Here is a 15,305-nt window from a genome sequence, read left to right as displayed (position 1 = left end):
ATGCGGGACGGTCAGTACAAGGTCGTGGTCAACGACGAGGAGCAGTACTCCATCTGGTTCGCCGACCGGCCCGTGCCCGCGGGCTGGCGGGAGGCCGGATTCGAAGGGGCCAAGCAGAGCTGCCTCGACCACATCGAGCAGGTCTGGACCGATATGCGCCCGCGCAGCCTGCGCGAGGCCATGTCCCGGCAGTAGAGGAGCGGCTCGGTGACCGGCACGTACGTCTTTCCCGCCTCGTTCGCCCAGGAACGGCTGTGGTTCCTGGCGCGGCTCGACCCCGGCGCGCCCGCGTACCACATCAACGCCGTCCTCGACCTGCCAGAGAGCGGCGACGAGAGCGATGACGAGAGCGATGACGGGGGCCGGTGCGAGCGGATGCTGGGCGAGCTGGTCCGGCGGCACGAGACGCTGCGCACCGCGCTGGCGATCGAGGACGGGCGGCTCGTCCAGATCGTCCAGATCGAGCTGCCGGTCACCCTGCCCGTGACGGACCTGCGCGCGCTGCCGCCGGAGCAGGCCGAGCGGGAGTTCCGCGAGCTGGCCCTGGCGACGGCGCGGCAGCCGTTCACGCTGGACCGGGCCCCGCTGTGGCGGGCGCATCTGGTGCGGATGCCTGGCGGGGAGAAGGGCCGGCCGGTGCAGCGGCTGGTGTTCGTGGTGCACCACGCCGTGTTCGACGCCCGTTCGGGCGTCAACTTCGCCGAGGAGCTGCGGGAGCTGAACGCGGCGCTCGACGAGGGCCGCCCGCCGCGGCTGCCGGACCTGCCCGTCCAGTACGCCGACTACGCCGCCTGGCAGCGCGAGCACCTGGGCGGCGGGGTGCTCGACGCGCAGCTCGGCCACTGGCGGGAGCGGCTGGCCGGCCTGCCGCCCGACCTCGGGCTGCCCACCGACCGGCCCAGGCCCGCCGTGCGCGGGCACGCGGGGGCCGAGCATCATCTCGCGCTGCCCGCCGGCCTGGTCGGCGAGCTCGAAGCGCTGGGCAGGCGGCACGGGGCGACGCTGTTCATGGTGCTGCTGGCCGGGCTGAAGGCGCTGCTGTCCCGGTACGCGGGCCGCGAGGACGTGGCGGTGGGCACGCCGGTGGCCGGGCGCGATCTGCCCGAGTTCGAGCCGCTGCTCGGGGTGTTCATCAACACGCTGGTGCTCCGTACGGACCTGGGCGGCGACCCGGCGTTCTGCGAGCTGGTGGAGCGGGTGCGGGAGAGCGTGCTCGACGCGCTCGACCACGCGGAGGTGCCCTTCGACCGGCTGGTCGAGGCGCTGCAGCCGGTGCGCGACACCAGCCGCACGCCGCTCTTCCAGGTGGGGTTCAACCTGCTGCCGATGGCGTCGCGGGGGCAGTTCCCGAACGGCACCGCCCAGCTCGACCTGAACGTGGACGTGGTCAGGACGGCCGACGGGGCCGGCGTCTACCTGGAGTACAGCACCGACCTGTTCGACGCCGGCACGATCGCCCGGCTGGCGGGCGCGTACCGGCTGATCCTGGAGGCCGCCGTAGCGGACCCGGGCACCCGGCTGTCGGAGCTGCCGCTGATGACCGCCGAGCGGCGGCGCGAGCTGCTGACCGGCTGGAACGACACCGCCGCGCCGTACCCTGAGCTCACCCTGCACGAGCTCGTCGCCGAGCAGGCGGCCCGCACCCCCGACGCGGTGGCGGTGCGGGCGCAAAACGGAGTGGAGCTCACCTACGCCGAGCTCGACGCCCGTACGGCGGCCCTGGCCGCGCGCCTGGCGGCCAGGGGGGTGGGGGCGGAGTCGTGCGTGGCGTTGTGCCTGCCGCGCGGGGTGCACCAGATCGTGGCGCTGCTTGCGGTGCTCAGGGCGGGCGGGTGCTATCTGCCGCTGGACGTGGCGTATCCGACGGAGCGGCTGGCGTACCTGATGGCCGACTCGGGGGCGGAGCTGCTGCTCACGGACTCGGCCTGCCTCGACCGGCTGCCGGCCGCGCGTCCTGCTGAGCTGCTGCTGGACGTGCCAGGCCCCGACGTGGACGGGCCTTCGCAGCCGCCGCCGGTGGGGCCCGACAATCTGGCGTACCTCATCTACACCTCCGGCTCCACCGGCCGCCCCAAGGGGGTGCAGGTCCCGCATCGGGGCGTGGTCAACCTGGTCACCGATGTGATCCGGCGGCTGGGTGGCGGCAGCGCGCTGTTCATGACCTCGCTCTCGTTCGACATCGCGGCGCTGGAGATCTTCACGCCGCTGCTGTCCGGCGGCACGCTCGTGATCGCTCCCGAGGACGCCGCCCGCACGCCGAAGGAGATCCGGCGGGCCGCGGAGGACGCGGACCTGGTCCAGCTCACCCCGTCCGTCGCGAGCGTGGCGCTGGAGCACCTGCCGGCCGGGCTGCCGCGCGCCATCCTCGGCGGCGAGCCGCTGCCCCTCGACCTGGCCGCCCGCCTGCTGACGGTCACCGACGAGCTGTGGAACTTCTACGGGCCCACCGAGACGACGATCTGGTCGACCGCGTACCGGGTGCCGGGCTCCCCCGAGACGATGCGCATCGGCCGGCCGGTGGCGAACACGACCGTGTACGTGGTGGACGGCGGTCTGCGGCCGGTGCCGGTGGGCGTGCCGGGCGAGCTGCTGATCGGCGGGGACGGCGTCACCCGCGGCTACCACGGCCGCGCCGGGCTGACGGCGGAGCGGTTCGTCCCCGACCCGTTCGGGCCGCCGGGCGGGCGTCTCTACCGCACCGGGGACCTGGCCCGGTGGCATCCCGACGGGACCCTCGAATGCCTGGGCCGCCTGGACGACCAGGTGAAGGTGCGCGGCGTCCGGATCGAGCCGGACGAGGTGGCCGCCGTGCTCGGCGAGCACCCGTCCGTCCGGCGGGCGGTCGTGACCGTACGCGACGACGCCCCCGGCGGGCGCGGCCTGGTCGCCTACATCGTGGGCGACGCCGAGGAGGCCGCCCTGCGCGCCCATCTGCGTATCCGCCTGCCTGAGGCGATGATCCCCGCCGCCTTCGTCGCCGTCACCGACCTGCCCGTCCTGCCCAGCGGCAAGCTCGACCGTGCCGCGCTCCCGCCGCCGCGCGGCGGTGACCGGGTCGCCGTCTTCGTGCCGCCGCGTACCCCGATGGAGGAGACCCTGGCCGCCATCTGGGCCGAGCTGCTCGGCCGGGAGCGCATCGGGGTGAACGACGACTTCTTCGCCCTCGGCGGCCACTCGCTGCTGGTGGTCCGCCTGATCGGCCGGATCGACGACGAGTTCGGCGTCGAGCTGCCGCTGCGCCGCTGCTTCGACGCCACGACCGTCGCCGAGCAGGCGCTGGCGGTGCTCGAAGAGGGACTGACCGATGCCGACCTGCTGGACCTGCTGGAGGAGGAGCGTTGAGCGACCCGAACGGGGTACGCGCGCGACTGGCCGGGCTCAGCCCGCAACAGCGCGCCGCGCTGGAGGCCCGCCTGCAGCGCACCCGGGCCGCGCGGAAGTCGGGGCCCTTCTCCGGGCCCTTCGCCCAGCCCTTCACTGGGCCCATCCAGGGGAACCGGGCCGGGGAGGGCGGGGCGCTGTCCGACGCGCAGCGCCGCCTGTGGGTGGTCGACCAGCTCGATCCGGGCAATCCCGCCTACACCCTGTCATGGGCGTACCGGATCGAGGGCGACCTGGACGCCGCCGCGCTGGCCGCCGCGTTCGACGCGCTCGTGGAGCGGCACCCGATCCTCGGGTACGTGGTCGAGACCCGCGACGGAGAGCCCCGCCAGGCGCCCGGCCGGGTGCGTCCCGCGCTGCGGATCGAGACGATGACCGCCGGCGAGGCCGACGCCGCAGCTCAGGAGGAGGCCCGCTTCGCCTTCGACCTGACCACCGGCCCCCTGACCAGGGCCCGCCTGATCCGGGTCACGCCCGAGACCGGCGCCTCGGCGGGGCGGCCCGCGCGCGAGACGCCCGAGGCCGCCGAACACCGTCTGATCCTGACCCTGCACCACATCCTGGCCGACCGCTGGTCGGTGGCGATCCTGTTCAGTGACCTCTTCCGGCTCTACGCCGGCGAGCCGCCATCCGACCGGCCGGTGGCGTACGCCGACTACGTGGCCTGGCAGCAGGCGGGCCCGTCCCCGGAACGCGACCTGGACTACTGGCGCAAGGCCCTCGACGGCCTGCCCGACACGCTCGACCTGCCCGCCGACCGGCCGCGCCCGCCCATGCAGTCGAACCGGGGGCACCGCCTGCTGTTCGAGCTGGACGCCGCACTCGCCGCCGGGCTGCGCGACCTGGCCGCCGGCCTGCGCGCCACCCCCTTCATGGTGCTGGCCGGCGCGCTGCAGGCGCTGCTCGCCCGCTACACCGGCCAGGACGACATCCCGATCGGCACGCCGATGTCCGCTCGCCCGCATCCGTCGCTGGACCAGACCGTCGGCCTGTTCCTCAACACCGTGGTGCTGCGCGGCGACCTGTCGGGCGATCCGTCCTTCACCGAGCTGGTCCGGCGTACCAGGGAGCGGGCGCTGGCCGCGTTCGACCACGCGGGGCTGCCGTTCGAGACGCTGGTGGAGGAGCTGTCCAGCGGCCGGGACCTGTCCCGCAACCCGCTCTTCCAGGTCATGCTCGCCTACCAGAACACCCCCGGCCTGCCCGCAGACCTGCCCGGCCTGCGCCTGGAGCGCCTGGACGTGCGGCCCGGCACCGCCATGTTCGACCTGGACCTCATCGTCGAGGAGCGCACGGACGGGTCGCTGCTGTGCGTGCTCGACCACGCCACCGACCTGTTCGACGACGACCGCGTGCACCGCCTGGCCGCGCACCTGCGCACACTCCTGCGCGCCGCCGTCGCCGATCCGGGGCTGCGGCTGTCCGAGCTGCCGCTCATGGACCCGGCCGAGCTGCGCGACACGCTGCACGCCCGCAACGACACCGCGATGCCGTACCCAGGCCGTGGCATCCACCACCTGGTCACCGAGCAGGCCACCCGCTCGCCGGAGGCGATCGCTGTCGAGGGCACCGTCGAGGGCGTCGTCGAGGGCGACGACGGCACGTCGCTGACGTACGCCGAGCTGGAGTCACGCGCGAACGACCTGGCCGCCGGGCTGCGCACGCTCGGGGTCGGCGGGGAGAGCAGGGTCGCCGTCTGCGTGCCCCGGCAGCCGGACCTGATCGCGGCGCTGCTGGCCGTGCTCAAGGCCGGCGGCTGCTTCGTCCCCCTTGACCCGGAATATCCGGCTGAGCGGCTGAGGCAGATCATCGCCGACTCCGGCGCCGGCGTGGTCGTCACCGTGGACTCCCTGCGGGACCGGCTGCCGGCGACCGCCCGCCTCTTCCTGCTCGACGATCCCCCGGCTGCCGCAGGTCCCGCTCCCGAGCCCGCCTTCCACCAGAACCAGGCCGCCTACCTGATCTACACCTCCGGCTCCACCGGCCGGGCCAAGGGCGTGGTGGTGCCGCACCGTGGCCTGGTCAGCCTGCTCTGCGACGTACGCGAACGGCCGGGGCTGGCGGCCGGCGCGCGGTCGCTGTTCCTGACGTCGGTGTCGTTCGACATCGCGATGATCGAGATGTTCGGCCCGCTCGTCAGCGGCGGCACGGTCGTCCTCGCCTCCGCCTCCGCCATCGAACGCGTCCACGACCTCATCAGGAGCGGTGACCTGCACACCGTCCAGGCCACCCCCTCCGTCCTCGAAGGGCTGCTGCCCGCGCTGGCCCACCGGGTGCCGCGCGTGATCAGCACGGGCGAGGCGCTGCCCGGCCCGCTCGCCGCCCGCCTGCTCGCCGTCACCGACGAGTTGTGGGACCTGTACGGGCCCACGGAGACCACCGTGTGGTCCACCAGGCGGCACGTCACCGACGGACGGGGCGGCTCGATCGGCCGGCCGGTCGCCAACACCGCGGTTTACGTGGTGGACGGCGATCTGCGTCCGGTGCCGGTGGGCATTCCCGGCGAACTGCTGATCGGCGGGGACGGCGTCACCCGCGGCTACCACGGCCGGGCCGCCCTGACCGCAGAACGCTTCGTCCCCGACCCGTTCGGGCCGCCCGGCGGACGCCTGTACCGCACCGGGGACCTGGCCCGCCGGCACTCCGACGGCACCCTCGAATACCTCGGCCGTCTCGACCACCAGGTCAAGGTGCGCGGCGTCCGCATCGAGCCGGACGAGGTGGCCGCCGTGCTCGGCGAACACCCGTCCGTCCAACGAGCGGTCGTGACCGTCCGCGACGACGCCCCCGGAGGGCGCGGCCTGGTCGCGTACACCATCGGCACCGCGCAGGAGAGCGATCTCCGCGCCCACCTGCGCGCCCGCCTGCCGGAGGCGATGATCCCCGCCGCGTTCGTCACCGTCGCCGACCTGCCCGTCCTGCCCAGCGGCAAGCTCGACCGCGCCGCCCTGCCACCGCCGCGGGCCGCCGCCGGGACCGCTGTCTCGGTGCCGCCGCGCACGCCCGCCGAGCGCGTGCTGCACGGTGTCTGGGCCGAGTTGCTCGAACGGGACGACTTCGGGGTCGAGGACGACTTCTTCGCCCTCGGCGGGCACTCCCTGCTGGCGATGCGCCTGGTGGTCAGGCTTCGGGAGACGTACGGGGCCGAGGTGACCCTGCGCCGCTGCTTCACCACCCCGACCGTCGCCGGCCTCGCCCCCCTCCTGCCCAGCGCCGCCGCGCGACCCATCCCGCCCCTGCCGGACGGCCCCGCCCGGCCCTCGCACGCCCAGGCCCGCCTGTGGTTCCTCGACCAGCTCGACCCCGGTAATCCCGCGTACAACGTCGCCTGGGCGGAACGGCTGATCGGCCCGCTCGACGTTGTCGCGCTGAGGGCCGCCTTCGACGACCTGGTGACCCGGCACGAGGCCCTGCGCCTGGTCATCGTCACCGACGACGGCGAGCCGACGCTCCAGGAGGGCCCCAACAGACCACGCCTGACCGTGCAGGCGGACGCGGATCTGGCACAACCCGCCAGGGCGGACCTGCCGACGGCCGTGGGACCGGCGGAACCGGACGGGGCGGACCCGGCGGCGGTCGTGGGGGTGGAGGAGGCTCGGCACCGGTTCGACCTGGCCGGCGGGCCGCTGGTCCGGGCCGTCCTGGTGCGGCGTGGCGACACCGAGCACGACCTGTACCTCACCCTGCACCACGTCGTCACCGACCGGTGGAGCCTGTCGATCCTGCTGCGCGACCTCATGGAGCTCTACCGGGCCCGCGTCACCGGCACCCCCGCCGGCCTGCCCGCGCTCGCCACCGGCTACCGGGACTTCGCCGCCTGGCACCGGGCCCGGGTGGCCGGGCGGGCGGACGATCTCGCGTACTGGAAGGAAGCCCTCGCCGGTCTGCCTCCCGCCCTGGACCTGCCCGCGGACCGGCACCGGCAGGGGCCGGCGAGCATGGAGGGCCGGCGGCTGACGTTCCCGATCGACTCCGCCACCGTGACGGCGGTGCGCGCGCTCGCGCGGGAACGGCAGGTGACGCCGTTCATGGTGCTGCTGGCCGCGTTCCAGGCGGTGCTGGCCCGCTACACGGGCGGCACCGACATCCCCGTCGGCACCCCGGTCTCCGGGCGGGCCCACCCCGACGTGGAGGAGATGGCCGGTCTCTTCCTGAACACGCTCGTCCTGCGCGGCGACCTGTCCGGCGAGCCGCCCTTCGCCGAACTGCTGGCCCGCACCCGCGAGCGCGTCCTGGACGGGCACGACCACGCGGAGCTGCCGTTCGAGGTGCTGGTGCAGGAGCTGGCCGAGGAGCGCGACCTGGCCCGCAACCCGCTGTTCCAGGTGATGCTCGCCTACCAGAACGTGCCGCCGGCGCCGCCGGAGGTGGCGGGGATCGCCCTGCGCACCCTCGACGTCGACCCGGGGGTGACGCAGGCGGACCTGCACCTGGTGATCGAGGAGTCCGGCGACACGCTCACGGGGGTGCTGCACTACGCGAAGGACCTGTTCGAGCACGACCGCATGGAGCGCTTCGCCGACCACTTCCGCTCGCTCCTGGCCGCCGCCGCAGCCGAACCGGACCGGCCGGTGACCGACCTGCCACTGCTCACCCCGGCCGAGCTGGACATCATCCAGCGAGCCAACGACACGGCCACACCCACTCTCGACGCGTCGGCCACGCTGCCCGCGCTTGCGGCCGAGCAGACGGAGACACTCGGACCTGACGCATCCACCACGCTGCTCGCCCTGGTGACCGAGCAGATCGCCCGTACTCCGGACGCGCCCGCCCTGGGGTTCGAGGCCGCGGACGGGAGCCGGGCGTGGCTCACCTATGCGGAGTTCGGCGGCCGGGTGAACCGCCTGGCCAGGCGCCTGCGCGCGCTCGGAGCCGGGCCCGGCGAGGTCGTGGGCGTGTGCTTGGAGCGGAGCGCCGACCTGGTCGTCGCCGTGCACGCCGTCGTCGCCACCGGCGCGGCCTACCTGCCGCTGGAACCTGACCATCCGTCCGAGCGCCTGGCGGGCATGATGACCGATGCGGGCGCACACTTGGCCATCTCGACCGAACGCTTCGCCACCCACCTACCCGGCCCCACGGCCGGGGTCGTGACGGTGCTGCTCGATCGCGACGCCGCGGCCGTGGCCGGCGAGGACGGCGGGCCGCTCGGAATCCGGCCGCACCCCGACTCCCTCGCGTACGTGATCTTCACCTCCGGCTCCACCGGCCGCCCCAAGGGGGTCGGGATCTCGCATCGGGCGATCGTGAACCGGCTGCGCTGGATGCAGGACGCGTTCCGGCTGACCGGGGACGACCGGGTGCTGCACAAGACGCCGTTCTCGTTCGACGTGTCGGTGTGGGAGCTGTTCTGGCCGCTGATCACCGGGGCGGGGCTGGTCGTGGCCCGGCACGGTGGGCACGCCGACCCCTCCTACCTGGCCGATCTGCTGGAGCGCGAGTCGGTCAGCACCGTGCATTTCGTCCCGTCCATGCTGGACGCCTTCCTGTCCGAGCCCGACCTGGGCAGGCGGCTGGGCGCGCTGCGTACCGTGGTCTGCTCAGGGGAGGCGCTCGGCGTCGAACTGGCCGCCCGGTTCGCCGCCGCGCTGCCAGGGGCGGGCCCGCACAACCTGTACGGGCCGACCGAGGCGGCGGTGGACGTGTCGTGGCACGCGTGCCGGCCCGGCGAGGCCACGGTCCCGATCGGGCGGCCGGTCGCGAACACCCGCCTGGAGATCCTCGACGCCAGGATGAACCGCGTCCCCGTCGGCGTGCCCGGCGACCTGTGGATCGGCGGCGTGCAGCTCGCGCAGGGGTACGCGGCCCGTCCCGCGCTGACGGCCGAACGTTTCGTCCCCGACCCCTACGGCCCTCCGGGCGGGCGGCTGTACGACACCGGCGACCTGGCCCGGTGGCGACCGGACGGCGAGATCGAGTACCTGGGCCGCTCCGATCACCAGGTCAAGATCCGCGGCATGCGGGTGGAGCCGGGCGAGATCGAGGCGGCCCTGGCGGCCCTGCCAGGCGTCCGCGCCGCCGCCGTCCGCGCCATCGAGGACGGCGCCGGCCTACGCCTGGCCGCCTACGTGGTCCCGACCGACCTCGCGATGGACGACCCCCCAGCGGTCGGTGCGGACGTGATGGGTGGGTGGGAGCGGAGGTTGCGTGACACCCTCCCCGATCACCTGATCCCCAGCACCTGGACCGTTCTCCCCGAGCTGCCCCTCAACCGCAGCGGCAAGCTCGACCGGAACGCTCTGCCCGACCCGCGCGCCCGCGAAACAGCCGGGCACGCCGAGCCGGAAGGGGCGGCCGAGGTGGCCGTCGCCGAGGCCTGGCGGGGGGTGCTGGGGCTGGAGCGGGTTTCGGCTCACGACAACTTCTTCGCCGCCGGCGGCGACTCCATCCGCAGTCTCAAGGTGGTCTCCCGCCTGCGCGAAGCCGGTTACGCCGTACGGCTGGAGCAGCTCTTCCGCCACCAGACGGTCAGGGAGCTGGCCGAACGGCTGGTGCCCGCCCCGGCGGAGGAACCACCCGAGGCGCCACAGACGCCGTTCGGCCTGCTCAATCCCGACGATTTGGCACGACTGCTGGAAGGCGAGGCGTGATGACCGTGACGACGGGAGCCGCGCGCGGCCTGGAGGACGCCTATCCTCTGGCCGCGCTGCAGGCCGGGATGCTCTACCACAGCGCGTACGAGCCGGACGTGGCCACCTACCACGACCTGACCACGATCACCCTGCGCGGCCGGTTCGACGCGGGGGCGTTCGAGGCGGCGCTGGCCGAGGTGACCGCCCGGCATCCCGTCCTGCGCACCTCGATCGACCTGACCGGGTTCAGCGAGCCGCTGCAGATCGTGCACCGCGCGGCGACGCTGCCGCTGGAGGTGACGGACCTGTCGGGCGACCCGGAGGCGGCCGGGCGGCGGCTGGCGGAGTGGTCGGAGGCGGAGAAGCGGCGGCCGTTCGACTGGGCGTCGCCGCCGCTGGCTCGCGCGCACGTGCACGTGCTGCCCGGCGAGACGTTCGCGTTCAGCCTGAGCTTCCACCACGCGATCCTCGACGGTTGGAGCGTGGCGGCGCTGGTCACCGAGCTGTTACGGCGCTACCACGGGCACCTCACCGGTGAACCTGTGCCGCTCACCCGCCCGGGCGCGGCCTTCCGCGAGCTGGTGGCGGCGGAACGCGCGGCGGTGGCCGCGCCGGAGACGCGCGACTTCTGGCAGGCCAGGATGGCCGACGCGCCCGGCACGAAGCTGCCCCGCCTGCCGGGGCCGCACGGCGAGCCGGGGGCGGAGGTGCTGCGGCTGCCGCTGCCGGCCGAGCTGCTCGAACGGCTCGGCGCGGCGGCCAGAGGGCTGGCGGTGCCGCTGCGCACCCTGCTGCTGGCCGCCCACCTGCGCGTGCTCGCCCTGGTCACCGGCGAGAGCGAGGTGATGACCGGCCTGGTCACGCACAGCCGGCCGGAGAGCGAGGCCGGCGAGGAGGTGCTGGGCCTGTTCCTGAACACCGTGCCGCTGCGCCTGGACGTGTCCGCCGCCCCGACCTGGGCGGAGCTGGTGCGCGAGGTGTTCGAGGCGGAGGTGGCGCTGCTGCCGCACCGGCGTTATCCGCTGTTCGAGATCCAGCGGGCGGCCGGACGTTCTCCGCTGCTGGACGTGCTGTTCGACTTCCGCGACTTCCACGTCTACCGGGGCCTGCCCGGCGTCGAGATCGTCGGCCAGGACTTCTTCGAGCAGACCGACGTGCCGTTCGCCGCCGCGTTCGGCCGCTCGCGCGAGCACGGCGGCTTCGACCTGACGATCACGTACGACCGGGCCCAGTTCGACGCCGGCCAGATCGCTCGGTTCGGCGAGCTGTATCTCATCGCGCTGCGGCAGGCCGCCGAGCCCGGCAACGACCCTCGGCCCGAGGGCCCCTACCTGGAGCGCGACGCCGCCGCGATCGACGGCTGGAACGCCACCGCCAGGACCTACCCGGACACGACGCTGCACGAGCTGATCGCCGAGCAGGCCGCGCGCACGCCCGCCGCGCCCGCCGTCTGCTACGACGGGACCTGGATCAGCTACCGCGAGCTGAGCGAGCGGGCCGGGGCCGTCACCGCCCGGCTCACGGCGGCCGGCACGCGGCCGGGCGACGTCGTCGGTGTCTGCCTCGAACGCGGCCCCGACCTGCTGCCCGCCCTGCTCGGCGTGCTCGGGGCGGGGGCCGCCTACCTGCCCCTTGAGCCGGGGCTGCCGCCGGAGCGGCTGGCGTACATGATCGAGGACGCGCGGGCGCGCACGGTGCTGACCGGCCCGGAGGGCACGACGGTCCTCCCGGACGGCGTCGCACTCCCCCTGGCCGACTCCGAACCGGATCCCGCCGCCCTCGCCGTTTCCGGCCTCGCCCCGGATCCCGCCGACAGCGTCCCGGACGTGCCCGGCGCGCCGACGCGCGTGCATCCCGACTCGCTGGCGTACGTGATCTTCACCTCCGGTTCCACCGGCCGCCCCAAGGGGGTCGGCGTCTCGCACCGGGCGATCGTCAACCGGCTGCTGTGGATGCAGGACACGTTCGGGCTCGCCCCGGACGAGCGGGTGCTGCACAAGACGCCGCTGTCGTTCGACGTGTCGGTGTGGGAGCTGTTCTGGCCGCTCATCACCGGTGCCGGGCTGGTGGTCGCCGAGCCGGACGCCCACCGCGACGGCGCCCGCCTGGCCGCCCTGGCCACCGCCCATGACGTCACCACCATGCACTTCGTCCCGTCCATGCTGGAGCTCTTCCTCGACGAGCCGGCCCTGCCGGCGCTGCGCCGCGTCATCTGCTCGGGCGAGGCGCTGGGCGCCGAGCTGGCCGCCCGCTGCCACGACCGTCTCCCGCAGACCGAGCTGCACAACCTGTACGGCCCGACCGAGGCGGCCGTGGACGTCACCTGGCACTCCTGCGAGCCTGGCGAGCCCCTGGTGCCCATCGGCCGGCCCGTGGCCAACACCCGCCTGGAGATCCTGGACGCCGGCGGCCGGCGGGTCCCCGTCGGCACCCCGGGCGAGCTCTGCCTGGGCGGCGTCCAACTGGCCCGCGGTTACGTCAGCCGGCCCGGGCTCACCGCCGAGCGGTTCGTGCCCGACCCGTACGGCCCGCCCGGCGCCCGGCTCTACCGCACCGGCGACCTGGCCCGCCGGCTGCCGACCGGCGAGGTCCAGTACCTCGGCAGGACCGACTTCCAGGTCAAGATCCGCGGCCAGCGGGTCGAGCTCGGCGAGATCGAGGCGCTGCTGGCCGCCGAGCCCGCCGTCCGCGCCGCCGTCGTCGTGCTGCGCGGCGAACGCCTCGTCGCCTACGTCGTCCCCGAGAACGACGCTGCGAACGGCCCAGGGAACGACGCCGAGAACGACGCCGCCGGCGAAGGCGGCGCGCCGAGCACCGACGCCGGCGGCAACGACGGTGGCGACGGCCATGTCGGCGCGGCCGGGCGGATGCCCGATCTGGCCGCCGCGCTGCGCAAGCGGCTGCCCGAGCACATGATCCCCGCCGCCTGGGTACCCCTGGACGCCCTGCCCGTCACCGCCAACGGCAAGCTCGACCGCGCCGCCCTGCCCGACCCCGGCGACGCCGCCCGCGCCCCGTACCTGCCGCCGCGCGACCCGTTCGAGGCCAGGCTGGCCACGCTGTGGGAGGAGACGCTCGGCGTGGACGCCATCGGCGTGCACGACGACTTCTTCGCCCTCGGCGGCCACTCCCTGCTGGCCCTGCGCCTGACGATGCGGCTGCGCAAGGAGCTGGGCCGCGACGTGCCGCTGTCGTCGGTGCTGACCGCGCCGACCGTCGCGGGGCTCGCCGCCGAGCTGCGCCGCCCGCAGGACAACGACGGCGCGCCGCGCCGGATCGTGCCGCTGCGGCCCACCGGCGACCGCGCTCCTGTCTTCCTGTTCCACGCGCTCGGCGGCCAGGTCTTCCGCTATCTGCCGCTGACCCGCCATCTCGGCCCCGACCAGCCCGTGTACGCGATCCAGGCGGCCGGTCTGGCCCCCGGTGAGCAACCGCACGCCACGCTGGCGGAGATGGTGGACGACTACACCGCCCACCTGCTCGACCTCCGCCCTCACGGCCCGTACGTGCTGGGCGGCTACTGCATCGGCGGCAACATCGCCCTGGAGACCGCCCGCCGGCTGCGCGAGCTGGGTGAGGAGGTGCCGCTCGTCGTGCTGTTCTACTCCGACGCGAACGAGCCGGTGCTGCGCGCCTCGCTGGAGGACGACGCCGTCCTGCTCACCCACGCCCTGGCCGGCGGCAAGGTCCAGGTGAACCTGGACGACCTGCACCGGATGAGCCCGGACGAGCGGCTGCTGGCCGTGATCGACGCCGCCGCCCGCGCCGACACGCTGCAGCCCGACACCGCCGACCTGCGCCAGGCCCGCCGCTTCGTGGACGTGTTCCGCGCCAACGCGCACGCCGTCGGCCACTACCGGCACGCCCCGTACGACGGGGACGTCCTGCTGTACTCGCCCGCCGCCGAGGGCGTACCGCCCGACGACATGGGCTGGCGGGACGTCGTCACCGGCCGCCTGCGCATCTCGCCCATCCACGGCGAGCGTTTCACCGTCATGTACGAACCCCGGGTCGCCCTCGCGGCCGCCGAACTGAGGAGCAGCATCGACCATGGCCTCACCTCCGACGACTGAGCCCCCCACGCCCGGCCCCGCCGCGGCGGAACCGCCCACGCTGTGGAAGAACCGCGACTTCCTCAAGCTGTGGAGCGGCGAGAGCCTGTCGCTGGTCGGCTCCCAGGTGACCGTGCTCGCCATGCCGATCGTCGCCTACCTGTGGCTGAACGCCTCGGTCGCGGAGATGGGCGTGCTCGGCGCGCTGTCCAGGCTGCCGATGGTGCTGTTCTTCGTGGTGGGCGTGTGGGTGGACCGGATGCGCCGCCGGCCCGTGCTCATCTGGAGCGACGTCATCCGGGCGTTCATGCTGGCCACCGTGCCGCTGCTGTTCGTGATGGACCTGCTGACGCTGTGGTGGCTGTACGCGGTCGTGTTCGTGATGGGCGTCTTCGGGGTGCTGTTCGAGATCGCCTACCGGTCGTACCTGCCGGCGCTGGTGGCCCCCGAGCACCTCGGTGACGGCAACAGCAAGCTGCAGCTCAGCGACTCGGTCTCCAAGGCGGTCGGGCCCAGTCTGGCCGGGTTCCTCATCGCGACCCGCTCGGCGCCGCTGGTCATCCTGGTGGACGCGGTCAGCTACGTGCTGTCGGCGGCGTTCCTGATCTCCATCCGCAAGCGGGAGGACCCGCCGCCGCCGGACAGCGGCGGCAGCATGATCGGCGCCATCCGCGCGGGCTTCGGCTGGGTGATGTCCCACCCGGTCGTCCGCCCGCTGGCCATCGCCAGTGCCGTCTACTCCTTCTTCGACATCGGCATCCTGCAGACCCTCTACATCCCGTACGTGATCGACGGCGCCGGCGTGCCGGCCGGCTGGGTCGGGGCCGTGCTCGCGGTCGGCGGAGTCGGCGCCGTGGCCGGCGCGTGGCTGTCGGTGCGGCTCATGAAGGGGGTGGGCCCCGGGCCGACCATGTTCTGGTCCACGGTGATCGGCAACAGCGCGCTCATCCTGGTGCCGCTGGCCGGAGGGCCGCTCTGGCTGGCGATCGGCGTGCTGGCCGTCTCGCAGCTGCTGGTCGGGCTGTGCACGCAGGTGTTCGTGGTGAACAACATCACCGTGCTGCAGTCGGCGACGCCGCGCGAGCTGGTCGGCCGGGTCATCGCCACCATCTGGGCGATGGGGCTGGTGCCCGCGCCGATCGGCGCGCTGGTGGCCGGGCTGGTCGGCGAGGCGATCGGCATGTGGCCGGTGGTCCTGACGGCGGCGGTGATCGGCGCGGTGGTGCCGATGATCGTGCTGGCGCTGTCGCCGATCCCCCGGATGCGCGAGATGCCCCAGGCCCCGGCCACCTGAGCTTTTCCA

General features: G+C 74.1%; 5 protein-coding genes. All 5 read left to right on the top strand.

All coding sequences use genetic code 11. The annotated features are described in order from the left end of the window. The 5 genes from AB0C28_RS09605 to AB0C28_RS09585 are packed head-to-tail and all read left to right on the top strand — an operon-like array spanning position 1 to position 15,296. Positions 1 to 195 carry an MbtH family NRPS accessory protein gene (locus AB0C28_RS09605; protein ID WP_346111874.1) on the top strand — a complete coding sequence of 65 codons (195 nt, stop codon included), beginning with the start codon at positions 1 to 3 and terminating at the stop codon, positions 193 to 195. A gap of 12 nt (positions 196 to 207) precedes the next feature. After that, positions 208 to 3,342 carry an amino acid adenylation domain-containing protein gene (locus tag AB0C28_RS09600; protein WP_358073571.1) on the top strand — a complete coding sequence of 1,045 codons (3,135 nt, stop codon included), beginning with the start codon at positions 208 to 210 and terminating at the stop codon, positions 3,340 to 3,342. Next, positions 3,339 to 9,968 carry an amino acid adenylation domain-containing protein gene (locus tag AB0C28_RS09595; RefSeq protein ID WP_358073570.1) on the top strand — a complete coding sequence of 2,210 codons (6,630 nt, stop codon included), beginning with the start codon at positions 3,339 to 3,341 and terminating at the stop codon, positions 9,966 to 9,968. Before AB0C28_RS09600 ends, AB0C28_RS09595 begins: the two co-directional genes overlap by 4 nt. Beyond that, positions 9,968 to 14,023, top strand: a complete 4,056-nt coding sequence (locus AB0C28_RS09590) for an amino acid adenylation domain-containing protein (protein WP_358073569.1) — start codon at positions 9,968 to 9,970, stop codon at positions 14,021 to 14,023. Before AB0C28_RS09595 ends, AB0C28_RS09590 begins: the two co-directional genes overlap by 1 nt. After that, positions 14,001 to 15,296 (top strand): MFS transporter, encoded by a 1,296-nt coding sequence (locus tag AB0C28_RS09585; RefSeq protein WP_357842972.1) that lies wholly within the window; start codon positions 14,001 to 14,003, stop codon positions 15,294 to 15,296. The genes AB0C28_RS09590 and AB0C28_RS09585 overlap by 23 nt, the downstream gene beginning before the upstream one ends. The last annotated feature ends 9 nt before the right edge of the window (positions 15,297 to 15,305 follow it).

The organism is Nonomuraea sp. NPDC048892 (genome assembly GCF_040649735.1).
Taxonomy (GTDB): Bacteria; Actinomycetota; Actinomycetes; order Streptosporangiales; family Streptosporangiaceae; genus Nonomuraea; species Nonomuraea maheshkhaliensis.
This window is presented reverse-complemented; position numbering and strand designations above follow the sequence as displayed.

What these genes read in the sequence shown, in the direction of transcription:
- AB0C28_RS09605 (WP_346111874.1), top strand. Translation starts at nt 1, where the DNA reads ATGCGGGACGGTCAGTACAAGGTCGTGGTCAACGACGAGGAGCAGTAC.
- AB0C28_RS09590 (WP_358073569.1), top strand. Translation starts at nt 9,968, where the DNA reads ATGACCGTGACGACGGGAGCCGCGCGCGGCCTGGAGGACGCCTATCCT.
- AB0C28_RS09585 (WP_357842972.1), top strand. Translation starts at nt 14,001, where the DNA reads ATGGCCTCACCTCCGACGACTGAGCCCCCCACGCCCGGCCCCGCCGCG.